The following is a 21,869-nucleotide window of genomic DNA, read 5'->3' as shown; positions in this document are numbered from 1 at the left end:
GGTTCCCCTACGTACGCTGACGGTATGGAAACGGGGAGCCCGGGTGGCGTGGGGACGACGGCGGCCGGACCGGTGTGGATCGGACTGCCGCCGGGACTGCTGCGGATGCGGCGACTGCTGCTGGTGGTGTGGCTGGGGTTGACGGCCGTCGGCGTCGGCCTGCTGCTCGGGCTGCTCGTCGGCCCCGCGTGGGCCGCGTTCGCGCTGCTGCCCCTGGCCGGCATCGGATGGGGCTGGGTGCTGCTCGGCCGCAACTGGCGCTCCTGGCGGTACGCCGAGCGGGCCGACGACCTGCTGATCAGCCGGGGCGTGCTGTGGCGCGAGGAGACCGTCGTGCCGTACGGGCGCATGCAGCTCGTCGAGGTCACCTCGGGACCCGTCGAACGGCACTTCGGGCTGGCCAGCGTCCAGCTGCACACCGCGGCCGCCGCCACCGACGCGACGATCCCGGGCCTGGACCCGGCCGAGGCGGAACGGCTGCGCGACCGGCTCACCCGACTCGGCGAGGCCCGATCGGCGGGGCTGTGACGACCCCGGGCATCGAGGACGGCGTACCCGACGCACCCGACGGACCCCCCGCAGCAGACGCCCCGGACGCCCCGGACGACACTCCGGTCACCGCGACCACCGCGACCACTACGGACGCTGCGGCCACTGCGGACCCTCCTGACGCTCCTGACACTGCGACCACCACCGACGCTGCGGACGGCACGGCGTCACCGGACCCGGCCGGGGCCCGCCCCGAACGGCCCGTCACCGAGCGCCGACTGCACCCCGTCACACCGTTCCGGCGGGCGTGGGCGCCGATCGCGGTCCTCGTCGGGTGGGCCGTGCACGACCCCAACCAGGCGCAGGAGCAGCTGACCCGGCTGACCACCACGACCCTGCTGATCGCGCTCGCCGTCCTCGTCCCCGCGGCCTCCCTCTACGGCTTTCTGACCTGGTGGTTCACCCACTTCTCGGTGACCGACAGCGAACTGCGCATCCGGACCGGGCTGCTGTTCCGGCGCGCCGCGCACATCCGGCTGGAACGCATCCAGGCGATCGACGTCGGTCAGCCGCTGCTGGCGCGGATCGCGGGCGTGGCGAAGCTCAGGCTCGACGTGGTCGGCGCCGAGAAGAAGGACGAACTGGCCTTCCTGGGCGAGGAGGAGGCCCGGGTGCTGCGCGCGGAGCTGCTCGCGCGGGCGGCGGGTTTCGCGCCGGAGACGGCGCACGAGGTGGGCGAGGCGCCCGCGCGCCGGCTGTTGCGGGTTCCGGCGCGCGAGCTCGCGATCGCGCTGGTCCTGACGGGCGCGACCTGGGGCACGCTGGTCGCCGCGCTCGTCGTGCCGCCGGTGCTGTGGCTGGCCACCCACAGCGTGTGGACGGTCCTCGCGACCGGTGTGCCGCTGCTCGGCGCGGCGGGCGCGAGCAGCGTGGGACGGTTCGTCGCCGAGTACGACTGGACGGTCGGCGAGTCGCCGGACGGGCTGCGGATCGACCACGGGCTGCTGGACCGTACGCACGAGACGGTGCCGCCCGGCCGGGTGCAGACCGTGCGGATCGTCCAGCCGCTGCTGTGGCGGCGGCGCGGATGGGTCCGGGTCGAGCTCGACGTGGCCGGCTCGGCCAACTCCGTACTGGTGCCGGTGGCCCCGCGCGAGGCCGCGGAGGCGGTCGTCGCGCGCGTGCTGCCCGGGGTGAGCGTCCCGGACGAGAGCTCGCTGTCGCGGCCGCCCCGGCGGGCCGGGCGGTGTGTGCCGCTGTGGTGGCGGGGCTACGGGATCGCCGTCACGGACGCGGTGTTCGCCACCCGGCACGGCCTGCTGCGCCGCAGTCTCGCGCTCGTCCCGCACGCCAAGGTGCAGAGCGTCCGGCTGACGCAAGGGCCCTGGCAGCGCCTCTGGCGGCTCGCCGACGTCCATGTGGACACGGGGGCCGACAAGACCGTCACAGCCCGGCTGCGGGACGCACAGGAGGCCGCGGAGCTGCTCCGCGGGCAGGCCGAACGGTCACGGACCGGGCGCCTGGACGCCCGGCCCGACCGGTGGATGGCGTAGGGGCGCAGGACACCCCGGGTGACGGCGTCAGGAGACGGCGCTGCGCAGTCCCTGGAGGTCGATGTGCTCCGTCTCGTCGTGGGCGGTCAGGTCGATCACCTGACCGACACCGCGCGCCCTCTCGTCCAGCGGCTTGAACTCCGCCTCGGACTCGGCCTTGTGCAGGGCGAGGGCCTCCTGGCCGACGACATCGGCCAGGTCCTCGTTCTGCACCGCCTCCAGGGCGAGGGGCGCCGACGCGCCCTTCGTCCCGAAGAAGTCGAAGCCCCCCTCGGCCGTGGGACGCCGTACGGGCTGCGCGGCCGGTACGACGGCCACGGCGGTCGGCACGGCGAAGTGGCCGGAGGGACGGCGCTGCACGGCGCCGGCGGGGCGGGGGACGAGCGCACCGGCCGCGGCGGCCACCGGAGCAGGGGCTGCGACGGGGGCTGCGGTGGGGGCTGCCGCGGGAGCGGCGTACACCGGCGGCGTGGGCCGTACGGTCTCCGTGTCGTTCACGTGCTCGCCGACCGCGGCGGCTTCCGTGGCCGCCGGTTCCGGAGCGTTCCCCTCCGTGGCGTCCGTGGCGTCCGTGGCGTCCGTGGCGTCCGCGTCCGCGGGGGTTCGGTCGTCCAGGACCTGGCTCTTCGGACTCCGACGCCTCGGACTCCGGCCCTTCGAGCTCCGATCCTCCGGGCTCTCGTTCTCCGGGCTCTCGTTCTCCGAGACCGTGTCGGCCTCGGCAGTCGTGTGGGGGGCGGCCGCGCGCGTGTGCTCGTCGACCGCCTCGGGCTTCCCCTGCGCTTCGTCCTCCTGCGCGGCCTCCGTGTCGCCGCCGGCGGCTGTGGCGCCGACGTCCGCGGAAGTCGCCCGCGAGGTCTCCTCCTCGGCGTGGTCCTCGATCTTCGAGGCCTTGACGCCATCGGAGTCGAACCGGGCCAGGGCCGCCTCGGCCCGCAGGAACAGCTTGGAACCCTCGGGAGAGAAGACCGCCGAAGCCTCCGGCTCCTCCTCTGACTCCTCGGCCTCCTTGGCCTCCTTGGCCTCCTCGGCCTCCGCGACCGACTCAGCGGCGTCGTCGGACTCGGCCGAGTCGTCGGAGGCGGCCTCCTCGGCCGTCTCCGCGACTTCGGCCGCCGCCTCGACGGCGTCCATGTCCTCGGCGTCCTCGACGTCCTCGGCGTTCTCGACGTCCCGCGCGACGACCGCGCCGGTCGGCTCCCCGTCCTGCGCCGTGCGCGCGGCGGGCAGCGCGGGCATGGGAGCCGCCTCTATCTCGAGCAGCCGGCGGCCCTCCAGGGCGCTGGCCCGCTCGGTCTCGGCCGTGGCGTAGCGGCGCAGCAGCGCGGCGTGCTCGTTGCGCAGGCCCGCCAGTTCGGTGCGCTTGGAACGCAGGCGCTGTTCCAGCTTGACGCGCAGCTCACGTGATTCGTCGAGGTCGCTCTCCAGCTCGGCGACCCGTTCCTCGTAGCGCCACTCGTCACTGACACGCGCGCGTTCCAGGTCGGCGACCTGTTTGCCGGCCTGCATGTCCCAGCGGCGCATCACGTACGCGCCGAGGATCGCCGTCGCCGCGGCGGCCGCGGCCAGACCGCGGAGCGCCATCGGCTCCGTGAACACCCAGGGGCCGAGGGCGCAGACGAGGGAGACGCCTGCGATTGCCGAGGGAGGCAGCAGCCTGTGCAAAGGCGGGGAATGGCGGTGACGTCCACGTGGCATGGCCAGAAACTTACCGCGCGTAGGCGAATGTTGGCGCCCCGCCCCGCAAAAACACGGCCATACCGAAGTCTTCACACGGCATCAGGAAACAACGCGGTCACGGAATTCGACAAGAAACAAGATCATTTCCCGTCGGGGCGCCCGGACCGGCCCTCCTGAACCCCGCTCGGACCTCCGCGCATCCCGGCCCACGACGCCCCCCTGACCCCGCCCACGACACCCCTCGGCCCCGTCGACGCCCACCACCCCGCCCTGGCCCCGCCCCCGCCTCCGCCCCTGCCTCCGCCTCCACCCCTGCGATCCGACGCCTGCCGCCCGGCCCCCGCCGTCGGGCGCCGCTCACCGGTCGCTCAACCGCCCGCTCATCCACTCGAGCGTCGGCGGGATCTCCCGCCGCCAGGTGTTGAAGTTGTGCCCGCCGCTTTCCAGGATGATCGACGAGATCCTGGTCGTGTCCGTGGCCTTCGCCAGCGCTATGAACTTCTGCGTGGCCTTGAAGTTGGATTCCCCGACCTTGCTGCTGGTGACGAGCAGCGAGGTGTCGGGAGCGGAACGATTCTTCAGAAACCAGTGCAGATCCGCCTCGTTGCGCAGGGTCGCGTTCCCGTGGAAGAGGTCCCCGGTGGTCGGATCCGACGGCGCCTTGTAGTACGCCGACAGGCCCGCGCCCGCCGCGTAGACCTCCGGGTGGTGCATCGCCAGCTTCAGCGCGCAGTAGCCGCCCGTGGAATCCCCGATGACGCCCCAGCTGCCGGGCTTCCTGCCCACCCGGTAGTGGGCCGTCACGGCGTCCGGCAGATCCTTGGCGAAGAACGACTCGGTCTGCGGGCCCCCCGGGATGTCCACGCACTCGGTGTCGCGCGGCGGCGCCACGGTCGGCCGCATCATCACCAGGATCATCGGCTGCATGCGCCCGTCCTTGGCGAGCTGCCGCGCGGTGCGCGGGTAGTGCAGTTTGTCCACGAGCGCCTCCGCCGTTCCGGGGTAGCCCGTGAGGACGACCGCCGCGGGGAACGTACGCGTGCGGTACTGCGGGTCGAAGTACTCCGGCGGCAGATACACGTACGCCGGCGTGGCTATGTGTGTCGTACGTCCGTTGAGGGCGATCTTCTGGATCTGTCCGGCGTACTGCGGACGTCCGCTGCCGCCGCCGTCCACGCGCCGGGTGTCGAGCACCCGGAGCGGCCCCGCCGGAGCGCCACCGGCCCCGTGGTCGACGACCACGCCCTGGTCGGTCTCCCGGCCGAACAGGTCCGCCCAGCTGGCGTAGAAGCCGAACGCCTGGTTGGCGGTCAGCCCCACCGACACGAACAGCGCCAACTGGGTGGCGAGCAGCAGCCCGACCCGCCCGCTGACGGCCCGCCAGCCCGTTCGGGCCAGGCGCGGCCACAGCCACACCGTGCCGACGAACAGCAGTAAGGCGAACAGCACTGACAGCAGCAGCATTTTGTCGCTAGTGAGCCCCATGCGGTGGTTTCCTGCCTGCTCTCCGTCCGGGATCGCGCCCGCTCCCCCCGACTCCTTCGCGAGGGCTTGTCCCGAACTTTCCTTGGCCTTTTCAGTGGCTTTGAGGAGACGAGTGAACCTCTCTCCTCAAGACACCGTCCTAGAGGGCGCAATGTCGCCGGATGCCCGAATCGGGCCCGGGTCCAAGGTCTCTCGCGGAACTACGGGATGCGATGTCTGTCACTCAAGATGGGGAAATGTCGGGCGGGGTTCCGCACCGATCAAGCCGGGTGCGGCAGATACTGCGAGGTCCGCGCCCCGAGTCCGTTCCCGCCCTCGTCGCCAGAGCCTGTGCCCTGGTGGGCCTGCTGGACGTGGCCGGCGGCGTCTTCCCGCGGTTCAGGCACAGCCGTATGCACACCTTCGCCGAGGTGCTGCCCGGCTCGTTCGGGCCGTTCGCTGCCGCGCTGTCCCTCAGCGCCGGCGTCCTGCTGCTGCTGCTCGCCCACGGCCTCAGGCGGGGCAAGCGGCGCGCGTGGCGCGCGGCGGTGGTACTGCTCCCCGCGGGCGCGGTGGCCCAGTTCGTGTACCGGCACTCGGTCGTGGGCGCGCTCATCTCGGTCGCGCTGCTCGTGCCGCTGCTGCTGCACCGCGACCAGTTCGCGGCGCTGCCCGATCCGCGCAGCCGCTGGCGCGCGCTCGCGAACTTCGTCCTCATGGGCGCCGGTTCCCTCGGTCTGGGGCTGGTCATCGTCAGCGTCCACCCCAACCGCCTGATCGGCGACCCGAGCCTGGCCGATCGCATTACGCACGTCCTGTACGGCCTCTTCGGCTTCGAGGGCCCGGTCGACTACGCGGGCAACACCTCCTGGACCGTCGCCTTCTCCCTCGGCGCCCTCGGCTGGATCACCGCGGTCACCACGATCTACCTCGCCTTCCGCCCGGAGCACCCGGCCGCCCGCCTCACGGAGGAGGACGAGGTGCGCCTGCGCGCCCTGCTGGACAAGCACGGCCGCCGCGACTCCCTGGGCCACTTCGCGCTGCGCCGCGACAAGGCCGTGGTCTTCTCCCCCAGCGGCAAGGCGGCGGTGACCTATCGCGTCGTCTCCGGCGTGATGCTCGCCAGCGGCGACCCGATCGGCGACGTCGAGGCCTGGCCCGGCGCCATCGAACGCTTCATGGACGAGGCCAAGGCCCACTCCTGGACGCCCGCCGTCATGGGCTGCTCGGAGACGGGCGGCGAGGTCTGGACCCGCGAGACCGGCCTCGACGCGCTCGAGCTGGGTGACGAGGCGGTGGTGGACGTCGCGGATTTCTCCCTGGCCGGACGCGCGATGCGCAACGTGCGCCAAATGGTCAAGCGCATCGAACGCGCCGGTTACGAGACCCGGGTACGGCGCGTACGTGACCTCGGTGAGGCCGAGCTGGAGCGCATCCGACGGGCCTCGGAGGACTGGCGCGGCACCGACACCGAGCGCGGCTTCTCGATGGCCCTGGGACGCGTCGGCGACCCCTCCGACGGGGACTGCCTCATCGCCACCGCCCACAAGGCCGACGAGATCCCCGGCGAGTACGGCGACCTGAAGGCGATCCTGCACTTCGTGCCCTGGGGCCCGGACGGGGCCTCCCTCGACCTGATGCGCCGCGACCGCTCGGCCGACCCGGGCATGAACGAACTCCTGATCGTCGCCGCGCTCCAGGCCGCCCCGAAGTTCGGCGTCGCGCGCGTGTCGCTGAACTTCGCCATGTTCCGCTCGGCGCTGGCCCGCGGCGAGAAGATCGGCGCGGGCCCGGTGCTGCGGGCCTGGCGCGGGCTGCTGGTGTTCCTCTCCCGCTGGTTCCAGATCGAGTCGCTGTACAAGTTCAACGCCAAGTTCCAGCCGCGCTGGGAGCCCCGCTTCGTCGTCTACCGGGCCTCCGGCGACCTCCCCCGCATCGGCTTCGCCGCCATGCAGGCCGAGGGCTTCGTCAACCTCGCCCTCCCGCTGCCGCGCTTCCTGCGCCGCCGTTCCAAGGCGGCACGCGTGTGTGCGCACGCGGTGGCGGAGCGAGACGTACGGGCGGCGTAGCCGCGGCGATGCCGGCCCGGCGGGTCTCGGGGCCCGCGCCCCGAGACCGGCCCGGCCGGCGGCCCCTCCGCCTCCCGGCCCCGGGGCTTCCACCGGGGCCGCGCCGCGGCACGGCCCTCTCCTGGGCCTACGCTGAACGCATGAGCAAGCAGAGCGGACGCGGGCGCGTCGTCGGTCTTCCGCAATGGGACCGCTGTGCGGTCATGGGAGTCGTCAACGTGACCCCCGACTCCTTCTCCGACGGCGGCCGCTGGTTCGACACGACGGCCGCCGTCAAGCACGGCCTCCAACTCGTCGCCGAGGGCGCGGACCTCGTGGACGTCGGCGGCGAGTCCACCCGCCCCGGCGCCAGCCGGGTCGACGAGGCCGAGGAGCTGCGCCGGGTCGTCCCCGTGGTCCGCGGCCTCGCCTCCGAGGGGGTCGTCGTCTCCGTCGACACGATGCGCGCCTCGGTCGCCGCCCGGGCCCTCGCGGCCGGCGCCGCCCTCGTCAACGACGTCAGCGGCGGCCTCGCCGACCCGGAGATGATCCCGGTCGTCGCGGACACGGGCGCCCCGTTCGTCGTCATGCACTGGCGCGGCTTCCTCGATGGCGGCAACGTCAGGGGCGTCTACACCGACGTCGTCACCGAGGTCATGGACGAACTCCACGCGCGCGTGGACGCCGTCCTGGCCGGTGGCGTCTCCCCCGACCGCATCGTCGTCGACCCGGGTCTCGGCTTCTCCAAGGAGGCCGATCACGACCTCTCCCTGCTGGCCCACCTCGACCGGCTGCGCGCCCTCGGTCACCCGCTGCTCGTCGCGGCCTCGCGCAAACGGTTCCTCGGCCGGGTCCTGGCCGGCCCCGAGGGGGCGCCGCCGCCCGCGCGCGAGCGCGACGCCGCCACCGCCGCCGTCTCCGCCCTCGCGGCGGAGGCCGGCGCCTGGGCGGTCCGCGTGCACGAGGTCCGCGCGACGGCGGACGCGGTACGGGTCGCCCGTGCCGTGGAGGGGGCGCGCGAGGAAGGCACCGCGCCGGGCGCCCACGACGGCGCACACGGCCCGAGCGGCGCAGAAGGAGCCCGGTGAGCGCCCCCCACACCGACGTCGAGCAGGTCGAGGCCGCCAACACCGCCTTCTACGAGGCACTCGAACGCGGTGACTTCGACGGGGTGTCCGCGCTCTGGCTCACCCCGGCCGACCTGGGTGTGGACGAGACGTACCACGACCCGGCGGACGTCGGCGTGATCTCCTGCGTGCACCCCGGCTGGCCGGTGCTCACCGGCCGGGGCGAGGTGCTGCGGTCGTACGCGCTGATCATGGCGAACACCGACTACATCCAGTTCTTCCTCACCGACGTGCATGTCTCCGTCACCGGCGACACCGCGCTGGTGAACTGCACCGAGAACATCCTGAGCGGCGGCCCCGCGCCGGAGGACGGCGAGGAGCTCGGGCCGCTCGTCGGCCAGCTGGTGGTCGCCACGAACGTGTTCCGTCGTACGTCCGACGGATGGAAGCTGTGGTCGCACCACGCCTCCCCGGTGCTGACGGAGAACGAGGAAGCCGACGGTCCCGAGGACTCCGAGAGTGAGGAAGACCCCTCCTGAGCGGGTAGGCGGACCGCAGGAAGGGGGCAGGCGGCCCTGAGACGACCCACAGGGACCAAGAAGTGGTTGGAATCACGAACCCGTGGGTAGGGGCGGCTACCAGCCCGTGAGCAGCCGGGTTCCCCAAGGGAAACGCCCGGCGAAAAGTCCCGACTCCGGCCCGGGCCACCGCGGCCGGAGCCCGGGTCTGTCAGTGCTCGCGGGTAGATTCGTTCGAGGCCGGGATGCCGCCCGCACCCGGGCGCACCGGCCGAAACCGACAATTGCAGGAGTGATTCGCGTGGATCGTGTCGCGCTGCGCGGCCTCAAGGCCCGCGGGTACCACGGTGTGTTCCCCAAGGAACGCGAGGAGGGCCAGACCTTCATCGTGGACATCGTCCTGGGCCTGGACACCCGACCGGCCGCGGCCGACGACGACCTGGCGAAGACCGTCCACTACGGCATCGTGGCGGAGGAGGTCGTGGCCGTCGTCCAGGGCGAGCCCGTCGACCTCATCGAGACGCTCACCGAGCGCATCGCCCAGGCCTGTCTGAAGCACGAAGGGGTCCAGGAGGTCGAGGTCTGCGTCCACAAACCGGACGCGCCGATCACGGTCCCCTTCGACGACGTGACCGTCACCATCACCCGGAGCCGAGTATGACCGCGTTCTTCACCGAGGGTCAGAGCGACCCGACCGTACAGCCGGTACCCGCCTCCGTCGTCGAGAAGGTCGACGCCGCCGACACCACCCTGCACAACCCCCAACGGGCCGTGATCGCCCTCGGCTCCAACCTCGGCAACCGCCTGGAGACCCTCCAGGGCGCCATCGACGCCCTCGAGGACACCCCCGGCGTACGCATCAAGGCCGTCTCCCCGGTGTACGAGACGGAGCCGTGGGGCGTCGAGCCCGGCAGCCAGCCCTCGTACTTCAACGCGGTGGTCGTGCTGAAGACGACCCTCCCGCCGTCCTCGCTGCTGGAGCGGGCGCACGCGGTCGAGGAGGCCTTCCACCGGGTGCGCGACGAACGCTGGGGCGCGCGCACCCTCGACGTCGACATCGTCGCGTACGCCGACGTCGTCGACGACGACCCGCACCTCACGCTCCCCCACCCCCGCGCCCACGAACGCGCCTTCGTCCTGGCCCCCTGGCACGATGTCGAGCCGGAGGCCCAGCTGCCCGGCCGCGGCCCGGTCGCCGGCCTTCTCGACACCGTGACCCGCGAGGGCGTCACGGCACGCAAGGACCTGGAACTCCACCTGCCCGAGTAGTCGTTAAGGTCGACAGGACCACTGCCCGCGGGATGTCCATGCCCGCGGGCTCGGGGGAGTTGAAGGGACACCGTGAGAGAGCTGCGCATCAGGGTGCTGGCCGGCGTGTTCGGCGTGGCCGCGATCCTGTCCTGGGCCGGAGCCCGTCTGTGGAACTCGATCGGGACCCTCCCCAGCGTTCCGCTGGCCGCGCCCATCGTCCTCGCCCTGATCGCCGTGGTGCTCATGGCCACCGCGCTGTCGCTGCGCGCGCGCCTCAAGGCCCAGCGTGAGCGCCGCCCCGGGGCCAAGGGCGTCGACCCCCTGATGGCGGCCCGTGCGGTCGTGTTCGGCCAGTCCAGCGCCCTGGTGGCCGCCCTCGTCTCCGGCATGTACGGCGGGACGGGCGTCTTCCTGCTGGAGTCCCTCGACATCCCCGCCCGCCGCGACCAGGCCATCTACGCCGGTTTCTCCGTCCTGGCGGGCATCGCGGTCATAGCGGCCGCCATCTTCCTGGAGCGCGTCTGCAAGCTGCCCGAGGACGAGGACCGCGACAAGGGGGCGGCGTCACCGGCGTGACGTCGCCCGGTTGAGCGCAGACCCCGTCAGCGCGCCATGATCAGGCTCATCGCCTCGTTGCGCGTCGCCGCGTCCCGCAGCTGTCCCCGCACCGCCGAGGTGATGGTCTTGGCGCCGGGCTTGCGGATGCCCCGCATGGACATGCACATGTGCTCGCACTCGATGACGACGATCACCCCGCGCGGCTCCAGGATCTCCATCAGGGAGTCGGCGATCTGCGTGGTGAGACGTTCCTGCACCTGGGGGCGGCGCGCGTAGACATCGACGAGACGGGCCAGCTTGGACAGGCCGGTGATCTTCCCGGTGGTGGACGGGATGTAGCCGACATGGGCGACGCCCCTGAACGGCACCAGATGGTGTTCACAGGTGCTGAACACCTCGATGTCCTTCACGAGCACCATCTCGTCGTGCCCCAGGTCGAAGGTCGTCGTCAGCACGTCCTCGGGCTGTTGCCACAGCCCCGCGAATATCTCCTTGTACGCCCGCGCCACCCGCGCCGGCGTCTCCCGGAGGCCCTCACGGTCCGGGTCCTCGCCGACCGCGATCAGCAGCTCGCGTACGGCGTTCTCGGCGCGCTTCTCGTCGAACTCGCCGATGGCGCCCTCGCCGTCCAGCGTCACGGGGTCGGTCATGTGATGCCTCGTTCCTGTGCGGGTCGCGCGTATGGGTCACGCGCCTCATCTGCGGCATGCAAATACGTCAGACGGAAAAATGCCGCGCCCCCCAGGCTAGAACCTGGGGGGCGCGGCATCCATTCCGGGCCTGGTGGGGCCTCCGGGAGCCGGATCAGCTCTCGGGGCGGTCCTCCGGGGCCGGCTCGGTCACCGGGGTGGGCTCCACCACGGTGGACTTCGCCGTGGAGATCGCCGGAGTCGCACCGTTGGCGCCGTTCGTCAGTGCGAGCTCCCGGGGGGAGAGCACCGGCGGACGGGTGGACGGCGTGCGCCGCGAGGAACCGGTCCAGGCCGGCCGGGCCGGACGCTTGACGATGGCGGAGAAGACCTCGGCGATCTGCTCCTTGTTCAGCGTCTCCTTCTCCAGCAGCTGAAGCACCAGCTGGTCGAGGACGTCGCGGTTCTCGACCAGGATCTCCCAGGCCTCGTTGTGCGCCGTCTCGATGAGCTTCTTGACCTCTTCGTCGACCAGCGCGGCTACCTCTTCCGAGTAGTCACGCGGGTGCGACATCTCGCGGCCCAGGAACGGCTCGGTGTTGTCGCCACCGAACTTGATGGCGCCGAGACGCTCGGTCATGCCGTACTGCGTGACCATCGCACGGGCCGTCGCGGTGGCCTTCTCGATGTCGTTCGCGGCGCCCGTCGTCGGGTCGTGGAAGACCAGTTCCTCGGCAGCGCGGCCGCCCAGCATGTAGGCAAGCTGGTCGAGCATCTCGTTGCGCGTGGTCGAGTACTTGTCCTCGTCCGGCAGGACCATCGTGTAACCGAGGGCCCGTCCGCGCGACAGGATCGTGATCTTGTGGACCGGGTCGGAGTTCGGAGAGGCCGCCGCGACCAGGGCGTGTCCGCCCTCGTGGTACGCGGTGATCTTCTTTTCCTTGTCCGACATGATCCGGGTCCGCTTCTGCGGGCCCGCCACGACGCGGTCGATCGCCTCGTCCAGCGAGTGGTTGTCGATGAGCTTCTTGTCGCTGCGCGCCGTGAGGAGCGCCGCTTCGTTCAGCACGTTCGACAGGTCCGCGCCGGTGAAGCCCGGGGTACGGCGGGCGACGGCCGACAGGTCGACGTCCGGGGCGACCGGCTTGCCCTTCTGGTGAACCTTGAGGATCTCCAGACGGCCCTGCATGTCCGGGCGGTCGACCGCGATCTGGCGGTCGAAACGGCCGGGACGCAGCAGCGCCGGGTCGAGGATGTCGGGGCGGTTCGTGGCGGCGATGAGGATCACGCCGCCCTTCACGTCGAAGCCGTCCATCTCGACGAGCAGCTGGTTCAGCGTCTGCTCGCGCTCGTCGTGACCGCCGCCGAGGCCGGCGCCGCGGTGGCGGCCGACCGCGTCGATCTCGTCGACGAAGACGATCGCCGGGGCGTTCGCCTTGGCCTGCTCGAAGAGGTCACGGACCCGGGAGGCACCGACACCGACGAACATCTCGACGAAGTCGGAACCGGAGATCGAGTAGAAGGGAACGCCCGCCTCGCCGGCGACGGCGCGCGCGAGGAGCGTCTTGCCGGTACCGGGCGGGCCGTACAGGAGTACGCCCTTGGGGATCTTGGCGCCGACGGCCTGGAACTTCGCCGGTTCCTGGAGGAACTCCTTGATCTCGTGGAGTTCCTCGACGGCCTCGTCCGAGCCCGCGACGTCGGCGAAAGTCGTCTTCGGGGTGTCCTTGGTGATGAGCTTGGCCTTGGACTTCCCGAAGTTCATGACTCGGGAGCCGCCGCCCTGCATCTGGTTCATCAGGAACAGGAAGACGACCACGATGAGGACGAAGGGGAGCAGGGACAGCAGGATCCCGACGAAGGCGTTCTGCTTCGTCGGCGAGACTGTGTATCCGTCCGGGATCTGCTTGTCCTGGTACTTGGTCTGCAGCGTGTTGGCAATGGTCACGCCCTGGTCGCCGATATAGCTCGCCTGGATCTTCGAGCTGTCCTTGACCTTTACGCCGTCCTTGAGCGTGACCTTGATGGTCTGCTCGTCACCGGTGGTGAGCTTGGCCGACTCGACCTTGTTGTCGTTGATCGCTGCAATGACCTGGCCGGTGTCCACCGTCTTGTAGCCGCCGGACGAGCCGACGACCTGCATCAACACGACCACGGCAAGGACGGCCAGCACGATCCACATGACCGGCCCACGGAAGTATCGCTTCACGTCCATCCATACGGAGCGGTGTCGCCCCGTCCCTCCTGCCATAGTGAGTTTGATAAGACAGTTCTTCTGACGGTACCCCAGCTTTGTCGCGCGGAGCCGCACGGGACAGCTGGTGCCCCCGTCTGCTTGCTCCAACGGCGAAAAGCCCGCCGGGGTTCCCGATCTTCGTACGGAGCTTGGGCCCTTCGGGTCTCAGCCGCCGTAGACGTGGGGCGCGAGCGTACCGACGAACGGGAGGTTGCGGTACTTTTCGGCGTAGTCGAGGCCGTAGCCGACGACGAACTCGTTGGGGATGTCGAAGCCGACCCACTCGACGTCGATGGCGACCTTGGCGGCCTCGGGCTTGCGCAGCAGCGTGCACACCTTGAGGGTGGCGGGCTCGCGCGAGCCGAGGTTGGAGATCAGCCAGGACAGGGTCAGGCCGGAGTCGATGATGTCCTCGACGATCAAAACGTGACGGCCCTTGATGTCCGTGTCCAGGTCCTTGAGGATCCGGACGACACCGGAGGACTGGGTGCCCGCGCCGTAGGACGACACAGCCATCCAGTCCATGGTGACGGGGGTGGACAGGCATCGGGCGAGGTCGGCCATGACCATCACGGCGCCCTTGAGGACACCGACGATGAGCAGGTCCTTGCCCGCGTACTCCGCATCGATCTTCGCGGCCAGCTCGACCAGCTTCGCGTCGATCTCTTCCTTGGTGATGAGCACCTCTTTGAGGTCGGTGCCCATGTCTTTCGCGTCCACCCGCATCACTTTCGGTTGTCCCAGCGGCCACCGGGACCGCCCACGACCACGTAAGCGGTCCTGCCGGAGGGCCCGGATTTCAGCCTTGCCGAATCACCAGTCTGCCACCCTGGCGCTGGGCGACGACTTTGCCGGGGAGATTGATGACCCCCTGGCCGCGCCAACCGGTGATCAGCCGGTCGACCTCCTCGATGTGCCGGGCGAAGAGGGAACCGGCCGGAGCGCCCGCCTCGATGGCGGCTCGGCGCAGGATCCGACGGCGTACGGCGGGCGGCAGGGCGTAGAGCTTGGCGCACTCCAGAAGCCCGGCCGCGTCCCGTACGGAGGACTCGGCCTGGCCCGCCCAGGCGTCTAGGGCGTCGGCGTCATCACGGGAGAGCTGGGCCGTACGGGCGAGTGCCTCGACGACGCCCTTGCCGAGGGCCTTCTCCAGGGCGGGCAGCCCCTCGTGGCGCAGCCGGGAGCGTGTGTAGGCCGGGTCGGCGTTGTGCGGGTCGTCCCAGACGGGCAGGGACTGGACCATGCAGGCCTTGCGGGCGGTCTGCCGGTCGAGCTGGAGGAAGGGGCGGCGGTAGCGGCGCGCGGCCCCCGGGCCCCCGGAGACGGCCGCCATCCCGGACAGCGAGCGGATGCCGGAGCCGCGGGCGAGGCCGAGCAGGACGGTCTCGGCCTGGTCGTCCCGGGTGTGACCGAGCAGGATCGCGGCGGCGCCGTGGCGGACGGCGGCGGCGTCGAGGGCGGCGTACCGCGCGTCGCGGGCGGCGGCCTCGGGCCCTCCTGTTCGGCCGACGGTCACGGCCGCCGACTCCACTGGATCGAGGCCGAGTTCGCGCAGGCGCAGGACGACTTCCCCGGCGCGCAGATCGGAGCCCGGCTGGAGGCCGTGGTCGACGGTGACACCGCCGGCCCGGATGCCGAGCCGGGGCGCCTCGAAGGCGAGGGCGGAGGCGAGCGCCATGGAGTCGGCGCCACCGGAGCACGCCACGAGCACGAGCGGCGGTGCCGGTCGCTCGTGGGAGCCCGTCTCGGGGGCGGGTCGGTCGTTGAGGATGTCGTGGAGTACGCGGCGGACCGCCAGGCGTATCGCCGCGACCGCAGGATGGGGACCCACTGTCCGGTTCCCTTCATGAAGTTATCGGGAGTGAACCCGAGGTTCGGTCACGCAGAGTGTGTAGATGGTGACAGAACCGGGGCGTTCCCCGAGCATTGCACGCCTGCCGACGGCTCACGGTCCCTCGGATGGGTGATTGAAGGGGCGTTCGCCTGCCGTCGGCCGGATTCGGCTCACCGCCGTTCTGGCGGGTTCATGACTCGGCCTTGCGGTGCACTCGCGCGACCCAGTCCGCCGGCTCGGCGATCTCGGCCTTGGTCGGAAGTGTGTTCGGGGAGGTCCATACGCGGTTGAAGCCGTCCATGCCGACCTGGTCGACGACGGCCCGTACGAAGCGCTCGCCGTCGCGGTACTGCTTGAGTTTGGCGTCCAGGCCCAGCAACTTGCGCAGGGCGATGTCCAGTCGGGAGGCGCCCTTGGCGCGGCGCTGCTGGAACTTCTCGCGGATCTCGGCGACGGACGACACGACTTCCGGGCCCACTCCGTCCATGACGAAGTCGGCGTGTCCCTCCAGGAGGGACATCACGGCGGTGAGGCGGGCGAGGATCTCCCGCTGGGCGGGCGTCTGCACCAGTTCGACCAGGGAACGGCCGCCGTCGTCCTCCTCGCCCTCGGGCCGGCCGCCGGAGAGGGACTGGGCCGCTTCCCTGACCCGCTCCAGGAACGTCATGGGGTCGACGTCGGTCTCGCCCAGGAACGACTGGATCTCACCCTCGAGGTGGTCCCGCAGCCAGGGCACGGCCGAGAACTGGGTGCGGTGCGTCTCCTCGTGGAGGCACACCCACAGCCGGAAGTCGTGGGGCTCCACGTCGAGTTCGCGTTCCACGTGGACGATGTTCGGCGCGACGAGCAGCAGACGGCCGCCGCCGTTGGCCCCGGCGGGGAGCGCACGGGTGGCGGGGGCGAAGGTCTCGTACTGGCCGAGGACGCGGGAGGACAGGAAGGAGAGCAGCATGCCGAGTTCGACGCCGGTGACCTTGCCGCCGACGGCGCCGAGAACCGCGCCGCCCGGGGTGTTGCCGCGCCGTTCCTGCATCTTGTCGAGGAGGGGCTTGAGGATCTCCCGGAAGCCCGCCACGTTCGCCGCCACCCAGCCGGGGCGGTCGACGACGAGGACCGGGGTGTCGTGGATCTCCTCGGTGCCCATACGAGTGAAGCCCCGGACGTGTCCCTCCGAGGCCTTGGCGTGTCGGCGCAGTTCCGCGACGACGGCTCGCGCCTCGTCGCGACTGACCTCGGGTCCCGGCCGCACGAGCCGGGTCGCGGTCGCCACCGCGAGATTCCAGTCGACCATCCCCGAAGAAGCAGCGCCACCGTTGCTCGTCATGCGTCAACCGTACGTGAGGGCCGCCGTTGGGGGCAGGCCGCAGGAGACCGGTCAGGGAGATGTCAGGGTCGTGGCCGGGGGCGGCTCGGGGGTGCCGGGCCGCGCCGCTCAGCGGCAGCCGCACCCCGCCAGCGCCGTGGCCGCCCGGTCCAGCGCCGCCTGGGCAGCCGCCGGATCGGTCGTGTCTGCGGCCAGAAGGGCGAACGCGAGGAGGCGGCCGTCCTGGTCGACGACCGTGCCGGCGAGCGTGTTGACGCCGGTCAGGGTGCCGGTCTTGGCGCGGACGACGCCGGCCGCGCCCTCGGTGTAGCGGCTGGTGAGGGTGCCGGTGAAGCCGGCGACGGGAAGGCCGGTGAGGACGGGGCGCAGGTCGGGCCGGTCGGTGTCACCGGCCTTGACCAGTAGGGCGGTCAGGAGGTTCGCCGTGAGCCGGTCCTCGCGGTCGAGACCGCTGCCGTCCTTGATCCGGACGCCGGTCAACGGCAGCCCGAGCTTCTTCAGTTGGGCCTGGACGGCCTTGCCGGCGCCGGCGAAGTCGGCGCGGACGCCGGTCGCGACGGCGGTCTGGCGGGCGAGGGCCTCGGCGATGTCGTTGTCGCTGTTGGTCAGCATCCGTTCGACCAGGACGGACAGCGGGGGCGAGGAGACCGTGGCGAGGGTCTGCGCGCGCGTGGTGGCCTTGGAGAGTCCGGGCGCCGAGGTCTTGATGCCGGCGGCCTTCAGGAACTCGGCGAACTTACGGGTGGCGTCGGCCGCCGGGTCGCTCACCCGGGCCGTCGGGCCGCTGACGGAGTCGTCGGTGCGGCCCTCGTCGACGGACAGGGCGGTGACCGCCGCGAGGTTGGGGTTGACCCCGATGGGGTGAACCTGGGTGCCGGCGAACAGCGTCGTGTCGTACGAGAGCGTCACCCGGGTGAGGCCGCGCTTCTTCAGGGCGGTCGCCGTGGAACCGGCGAGGGCGCGCAGGTCGGCCCAGCCCTGGGCGTCCGCGCGGGCCGTCAGGGTGGGGTCGCCGCCGCCTACGAGGACGACCTCCCCGGTGTCGGGTTCCAGCGCGGCACGGGTGGTGAGACGGTGCTCGCCGCCCATCGCGGAGAGCGCGGCGAGCGCGGTGGCGATCTTCGTGGTGGACGCCGGGGTCAGCGCCTCGTCGGCTCCGGAGCCGTAGAGCCGCTTGCCGGTGGCCACGTCGACGACGACGGCGGTCCGCCGGGCGCCGAGGGCGGGATCGCCCAGGAGGGGGCCCAGGACGCCCGCGAGGCCCGTGCCGGTCGGCAGGGCGTCCGGGGCGGACTTCACGGCGTTGGCGGCGCCACCGAGGCCCGTGAGGACGGAGGCGGCGCTCGGCGCGGGCCGCGGTGCTCCGGCCGCCGTGTCGGAGGTATCGGACGAATCGTCCGTGCGGCCGTGATCTGTGCCACCCACCCGTTCCAGGGCGACTGCCCGGTCCCGCTCCGCCGTACGCTGACCGGTGGAGTCCCAGGGGCCGACGGCCGTCACCACACCGGCGGCCAGCGCCAGCCCGGCGGTCGCCGCACCCGCGGTGTACTGCCACGACCTGGTGTTCGGACCGGCCTTCGTGATCCGCTCGAGCTGCGGTTTCGCCGCCTGTGTGAGCCGTGCGACCTGCGGCTTCGCGGCCGCCGCCACACGTGCGAGACGAGGCCGTACGATCCCTGCGGCCCGTGCCAGACGCGGTCGTACGGCGTCCGCGACCCGCACCACGTGCGGTCTCGCGGCCCGCCAAGGCCTCAGCTCTGGCACGAACACCAGCCCCTTTCGCGATCACACAGCAGCGTGAGGGACACTTAACCACCAGAACTATGTGCTGATCATGGAGGAGCCACCGGTGGAGTTCGACGTCACGATCGAGATCCCGAAGGGTTCGCGGAACAAGTACGAGGTGGACCACGAGACCGGTCGGATCCGCCTGGACCGTCGACTCTTCACCTCGACCGCCTACCCGACCGACTACGGATTCGTCGAGAACACTCTCGGCGAGGACGGTGACCCGCTGGACGCGCTGGTCATCCTGGACGAGCCGACGTTCCCGGGCTGCCTGATCCGCTGCCGCGCGATCGGCATGTTCCGGATGACGGACGAGGCCGGCGGCGACGACAAGCTGCTGTGCGTCCCGTCGACCGACCCGCGCGTGGAGCACCTGCGGGACATCCACCACGTGTCGGAGTTCGACCGTCTGGAGATCCAGCACTTCTTCGAGGTCTACAAGGACCTGGAGCCCGGCAAGTCCGTCGAGGGCGCCGACTGGGTGGGCCGTACCGACGCCGAGGCCGAGATCGAGCGGTCCTACAAGCGTTTCAAGGACCAGGGCGGTCACTGAGGCCTTGGTCGCCTGATGTCACCGGAGGGGCCGCACGCGCACGCGTGCGGCCCCTCCGCGCGTCTGTGCTCATACTGAGGCGTACGAAAGGTGTCGTTCAGGGAGCGTTGCTGAGTGTCGGAGGCGGAGGACCGCAAGCCGCAGTCGGACGAGGCGAGGAGTGGCTTCGACCCCGAGATCACGTCCGAGTTCGCGATCCCGGCGGGGCTGGCCGTCCCCAGAACCGGCGGTGAGCCGGAGACCACGTCCGAGTTCGCCGTACCGAACGGGCTGGACGTGGGCCCGCCCGCCGCCGGGGAGGGCGAGGGGTCGCAGTTCAGCCTGCCGAGCACGTACAGCGCCCGGGAGGCGCCTGCCGCCTTCACACCGGCCGACGGCGTGCCGGTGGTGAGCCTGATCAAGGACCTCCCCTGGCAGGACCGGATGCGCACGATGCTGCGGATGCCGGTGTCCGATCGGCCCGCGCCCGAGCCGGGGCCCAAGGCGGAGGAGGGCGGCCCGGCCGTCCCGCGCGTGCTCGACCTGACGTTGCGCATCGGCGAGCTGCTGCTCGCGGGCGGGGAGGGCGCCGAGGACGTGGAGGCCGCGATGTTCGCGGTCTGCCGCTCCTACGGGCTCGACCGCTGCGAACCGAACGTCACCTTCACGCTGCTGTCGATCTCGTACCAGCCGTCCCTGGTGGAGGATCCGGTGACGGCGTCCCGGACGGTCCGCCGCCGGGGCACCGACTACACGCGCCTGGCGGCCGTCTTCCGGCTCGTGGACGACCTGAGCGACCCGGAGAGCCATCTCTCCCTGGAAGAGGCCTACCGGCGGCTCGCGGAGATGCGCCGCAACCGGCATCCGTACCCGACCTGGGTGCTGACGTCGGCGAGCGGGCTGCTCGCGGGCGCGGCCTCGGTGCTGGTCGGCGGTGACCTGGTGGTGTTCGTGGCGGCGGCGCTCGGCGCGATGCTCGGTGACCGGCTGGCGTGGCTCTGCGCGGGGCGCGGGCTGCCGGAGTTCTACCAGTTCCTGGTCGCCGCGATGCCGCCGGCCGCGATAGGCATCGCGCTCACGCTGGCGGACGTCGAGGTGAAGGCGTCCGCGGTGATCACCGGTGGGCTGTTCGCGCTGCTGCCCGGACGGGCGCTGGTGGCGGGCGTCCAGGACGGCCTGACCGGCTTCTACATCACCGCCGCCGCGCGGCTGCTGGAGGTCATGTACTTCTTCGTGGGCATCGTGGCGGGCGTGCTGGTGATGCTCTACGTCGGTGTGCAGCTCGGCGCGCATCTCAATCCCGACGCGGCCCTGGGCGTCACCAAGCGGCCGCTGTGGCAGATCGGCGCGTCGATGCTGTTGTCGTTGACCTTCGCGGTGCTGCTTCAGCAGGAACGATCCACCGTGCTGGCCGTCACCTTGAACGGCGGTGTGGCGTGGTCGGTGTACGGCGCCATGCACTACGCCGGAGAGATCTCGCCGGTCGCCTCCACTGCCGTCGCGGCGGGCGTGGTGGGCCTGTTCGGGCAGTTGCTCTCGCGCTACCGGTTCGCTTCCGCCCTGCCGTACACCACCGCCGCGATCGGGCCCCTGCTGCCGGGATCGGCGACCTACTTCGGGCTGCTGGCCATCGCGCAGAACGAGCTGGACGCGGGGCTGGTGTCGATCACCAAGGCCGCGGCGCTGGCGATGGCCATCGCGATCGGTGTGAACCTCGGGTCCGAGATCTCGCGGCTGTTCCTGCGGATCGGCTCCGCCGAGAAGCGGCGGGCCGCCAAGCGGACGCGGGGCTTCTGAGGGCGTCTTCCGTGGGGCGTCCTACGACGCCCCACGGGGGTGCTTCTAGTAGCCCTGGTTGTTGTTGTCGTACGGGTACTGGCTGTTCTGCTGGGCGCCGTACGGCTGCTCCTGCGGCTGCTGGGGCTGCTGCTGGGGCTGCTGCTGCCAGTCCTGGGGGTACTGCTGCTGTTGCTGTTGCGGGTACTGCTGCTGGCCGTAGTAGTCGTTCTGCCGGCCGTGGTTCTGGTGCTGGCCCGGGTGCTGGTTCTGGCCCTGGTGCTGGCCCGGGTGCTGGCCGTGGTTCTGGTCGTGGTGGTGGCCCTGGTCGCCGTACGGGTACTGCTGGTCGTGCTGGTCGATCCGGCGGAGCTGGGTCGTCGCGTCGTCCATGACCGCGGGCTGCTGCTGGTGGGGCCGGTGCTGCTGCCCGGGAGTCTGCGCCGGGGCCTGCTGCGGAGTCTGCTGCGGGTTCTTCTTGGCCTTGGAGCGTGCTCGCAGGAACTCGATGGCGATCGGGACCACGGAGACGAGGACGATCAGGATGAGGATCGCTTCGATGTTCTTCTTGACGAAGTCGATGTTGCCCAGCCAGGAGCCCAGCAGGGTGACGCCCGCGCCCCACAGGACGCCGCCGATGACGTTGAAGACCAGGAAGGAGCGGTACCGCATGCCGCTGACGCCGGCGATGATCGGCGTGAAGGTCCGCACGATGGGCACGAAGCGGGCCAGGACCAGGGACTTCGGGCCGTACTTCTCGAAGAACTCGTGCGCCTTGGTGACGTTCTCCTGCTTGAAGAGCCGGGAGTCCGGTCGGTTGAAGAGCGACGGCCCGACCTTCTTGCCGAACATGTAACCCGCCTGGTCGCCCAGGATCGCGGCGGCGCAGATCAGCGCGACCGCGCCCCACAGCGGGTAGTCCAGCTGGTTCGACGTGATCAGCAGGCCGGCGGTGAACAGGAGGGAGTCACCGGGCAGGAAGAACCCGATCAGCAGGCCGGACTCCGCGAAGACGATGAGCAACAGGCCCCAGAGACCGAAGTTGTCGAGCAGGTAATTGGGGTCCAGCCAGCTCGGTCCGAGGGCGATCGTCGTCACGGTTCCGGGCTCCTGATGGGTGGG

The 21,869-nt window shown here is 71.2% G+C and carries 19 protein-coding genes; 10 read left to right on the top strand and 9 right to left on the bottom strand.

The window, feature by feature from the left end; translation table 11 throughout:
* Positions 1-24: 24 nt before the first annotated feature.
* Together ABT070_RS29100 and ABT070_RS29095 are read left to right on the top strand one after the other, a co-directional pair.
* Positions 25-528 carry a PH domain-containing protein gene (locus ABT070_RS29100; RefSeq protein ID WP_351764836.1) on the top strand — a complete coding sequence of 168 codons (504 nt, stop codon included), beginning with the start codon at positions 25-27 and terminating at the stop codon, positions 526-528.
* A gap of 239 nt (positions 529-767) precedes the next feature.
* Positions 768-2,042, top strand: coding sequence for a PH domain-containing protein (locus ABT070_RS29095; protein ID WP_351764883.1), 1,275 nt, complete (start codon positions 768-770; stop codon positions 2,040-2,042).
* A 27-nt stretch (positions 2,043-2,069) separates the two neighbouring features.
* On the opposite strand, the gene ABT070_RS29090 is transcribed toward ABT070_RS29095, so the two are convergent.
* Complete coding sequence (locus tag ABT070_RS29090) at positions 2,070-3,626, bottom strand: hypothetical protein (RefSeq protein WP_351764835.1); 1,557 nt, start codon at positions 3,624-3,626, stop codon at positions 2,070-2,072.
* Between the two features lie 453 nt (positions 3,627-4,079).
* Positions 4,080-5,207 (bottom strand): alpha/beta hydrolase, encoded by a 1,128-nt coding sequence (locus ABT070_RS29085; RefSeq protein ID WP_351764834.1) that lies wholly within the window; start codon positions 5,205-5,207, stop codon positions 4,080-4,082.
* A 236-nt stretch (positions 5,208-5,443) separates the two neighbouring features.
* On the opposite strand from ABT070_RS29085, the gene ABT070_RS29080 reads away from it, so the two are divergent.
* The 6 genes from ABT070_RS29080 (at position 5,444) to ABT070_RS29055 (ending at position 10,646) form a co-directional block, all read left to right on the top strand.
* Positions 5,444-7,255, top strand: a complete 1,812-nt coding sequence (locus ABT070_RS29080; protein ID WP_351764833.1) for a phosphatidylglycerol lysyltransferase domain-containing protein — start codon at positions 5,444-5,446, stop codon at positions 7,253-7,255.
* A 140-nt stretch (positions 7,256-7,395) separates the two neighbouring features.
* The gene (gene folP, locus ABT070_RS29075) at positions 7,396-8,322 is read left to right on the top strand and encodes a dihydropteroate synthase (protein ID WP_351764832.1); all 927 of its coding nucleotides are present in this window, start codon (positions 7,396-7,398) and stop codon (positions 8,320-8,322) included.
* Positions 8,319-8,840, top strand: a complete 522-nt coding sequence (locus ABT070_RS29070) for a nuclear transport factor 2 family protein (RefSeq protein ID WP_351764831.1) — start codon at positions 8,319-8,321, stop codon at positions 8,838-8,840. Before folP ends, ABT070_RS29070 begins: the two co-directional genes overlap by 4 nt.
* Before the next feature lie 280 nt (positions 8,841-9,120).
* Positions 9,121-9,480 carry a dihydroneopterin aldolase gene (folB, locus tag ABT070_RS29065; protein WP_351764830.1) on the top strand — a complete coding sequence of 120 codons (360 nt, stop codon included), beginning with the start codon at positions 9,121-9,123 and terminating at the stop codon, positions 9,478-9,480.
* Positions 9,477-10,088 carry a 2-amino-4-hydroxy-6-hydroxymethyldihydropteridine diphosphokinase gene (gene folK, locus ABT070_RS29060; protein WP_351764829.1) on the top strand — a complete coding sequence of 204 codons (612 nt, stop codon included), beginning with the start codon at positions 9,477-9,479 and terminating at the stop codon, positions 10,086-10,088. Before folB ends, folK begins: the two co-directional genes overlap by 4 nt.
* A gap of 72 nt (positions 10,089-10,160) precedes the next feature.
* The gene (locus ABT070_RS29055; RefSeq protein ID WP_351764828.1) at positions 10,161-10,646 is read left to right on the top strand and encodes a DUF3180 domain-containing protein; all 486 of its coding nucleotides are present in this window, start codon (positions 10,161-10,163) and stop codon (positions 10,644-10,646) included.
* Between the two features lie 26 nt (positions 10,647-10,672).
* Here ABT070_RS29055 and folE read toward each other — a convergent pair whose 3' ends face one another.
* The 6 genes from folE to dacB form a co-directional block, all read right to left on the bottom strand.
* On the bottom strand, positions 10,673-11,278 hold the full coding sequence (gene folE, locus ABT070_RS29050) for a GTP cyclohydrolase I FolE (RefSeq protein WP_054241753.1): 606 nt from the start codon (positions 11,276-11,278) through the stop codon (positions 10,673-10,675).
* Between the two features lie 154 nt (positions 11,279-11,432).
* Positions 11,433-13,472, bottom strand: coding sequence for an ATP-dependent zinc metalloprotease FtsH (gene ftsH, locus ABT070_RS29045; RefSeq protein WP_351764827.1), 2,040 nt, complete (start codon positions 13,470-13,472; stop codon positions 11,433-11,435).
* Between the two features lie 186 nt (positions 13,473-13,658).
* Positions 13,659-14,219, bottom strand: a complete 561-nt coding sequence (gene hpt, locus ABT070_RS29040; RefSeq protein WP_351764826.1) for a hypoxanthine phosphoribosyltransferase — start codon at positions 14,217-14,219, stop codon at positions 13,659-13,661.
* A 73-nt stretch (positions 14,220-14,292) separates the two neighbouring features.
* On the bottom strand, positions 14,293-15,324 hold the full coding sequence (gene tilS, locus ABT070_RS29035; RefSeq protein ID WP_351764825.1) for a tRNA lysidine(34) synthetase TilS: 1,032 nt from the start codon (positions 15,322-15,324) through the stop codon (positions 14,293-14,295).
* Between the two features lie 193 nt (positions 15,325-15,517).
* Positions 15,518-16,651, bottom strand: a complete 1,134-nt coding sequence (locus tag ABT070_RS29030) for an Rv3626c family coenzyme F420 biosynthesis-associated protein (RefSeq protein ID WP_351764824.1) — start codon at positions 16,649-16,651, stop codon at positions 15,518-15,520.
* A 108-nt stretch (positions 16,652-16,759) separates the two neighbouring features.
* Positions 16,760-18,376, bottom strand: coding sequence for a D-alanyl-D-alanine carboxypeptidase/D-alanyl-D-alanine endopeptidase (gene dacB, locus ABT070_RS29025; protein ID WP_451101661.1), 1,617 nt, complete (start codon positions 18,374-18,376; stop codon positions 16,760-16,762).
* 124 nt (positions 18,377-18,500) lie between these two features.
* On the opposite strand from dacB, the gene ABT070_RS29020 reads away from it, so the two are divergent.
* Positions 18,501-18,992 (top strand): inorganic diphosphatase, encoded by a 492-nt coding sequence (locus tag ABT070_RS29020; RefSeq protein WP_007452023.1) that lies wholly within the window; start codon positions 18,501-18,503, stop codon positions 18,990-18,992.
* 114 nt (positions 18,993-19,106) lie between these two features.
* A complete protein-coding gene (locus tag ABT070_RS29015) occupies positions 19,107-20,768 on the top strand; it encodes a threonine/serine exporter family protein (protein ID WP_351764822.1) in 1,662 nt (553 codons plus the stop codon).
* Positions 20,769-20,813: 45 nt separating this feature from the next.
* Here ABT070_RS29015 and ABT070_RS29010 read toward each other — a convergent pair whose 3' ends face one another.
* Complete coding sequence (locus ABT070_RS29010) at positions 20,814-21,845, bottom strand: DedA family protein (protein ID WP_351764821.1); 1,032 nt, start codon at positions 21,843-21,845, stop codon at positions 20,814-20,816.
* Positions 21,846-21,869: the final 24 nt, after the last annotated feature.

Source organism: Streptomyces sp. NPDC002884, from assembly GCF_040295245.1.
Lineage (GTDB): Bacteria > Actinomycetota > Actinomycetes > Streptomycetales > Streptomycetaceae > Streptomyces.
The sequence above is the reverse complement of the archived record's forward strand: the minus strand, read 5'-3'. Positions and strand labels throughout refer to the sequence as shown.

What these genes read in the sequence shown, in the direction of transcription:
- ABT070_RS29100 (WP_351764836.1), top strand. Translation starts at nt 25, where the DNA reads ATGGAAACGGGGAGCCCGGGTGGCGTGGGGACGACGGCGGCCGGACCG.
- ABT070_RS29090 (WP_351764835.1), bottom strand. Translation starts at nt 3,626, where the DNA reads ATGGCGCTCCGCGGTCTGGCCGCGGCCGCCGCGGCGACGGCGATCCTC.
- ABT070_RS29085 (WP_351764834.1), bottom strand. Translation starts at nt 5,207, where the DNA reads ATGGGGCTCACTAGCGACAAAATGCTGCTGCTGTCAGTGCTGTTCGCC.
- ABT070_RS29080 (WP_351764833.1), top strand. Translation starts at nt 5,444, where the DNA reads ATGTCGGGCGGGGTTCCGCACCGATCAAGCCGGGTGCGGCAGATACTG.
- folP (WP_351764832.1), top strand. Translation starts at nt 7,396, where the DNA reads ATGAGCAAGCAGAGCGGACGCGGGCGCGTCGTCGGTCTTCCGCAATGG.
- folK (WP_351764829.1), top strand. Translation starts at nt 9,477, where the DNA reads ATGACCGCGTTCTTCACCGAGGGTCAGAGCGACCCGACCGTACAGCCG.
- folE (WP_054241753.1), bottom strand. Translation starts at nt 11,278, where the DNA reads ATGACCGACCCCGTGACGCTGGACGGCGAGGGCGCCATCGGCGAGTTC.
- ftsH (WP_351764827.1), bottom strand. Translation starts at nt 13,472, where the DNA reads ATGGACGTGAAGCGATACTTCCGTGGGCCGGTCATGTGGATCGTGCTG.
- hpt (WP_351764826.1), bottom strand. Translation starts at nt 14,219, where the DNA reads ATGCGGGTGGACGCGAAAGACATGGGCACCGACCTCAAAGAGGTGCTC.
- ABT070_RS29030 (WP_351764824.1), bottom strand. Translation starts at nt 16,651, where the DNA reads ATGACGAGCAACGGTGGCGCTGCTTCTTCGGGGATGGTCGACTGGAAT.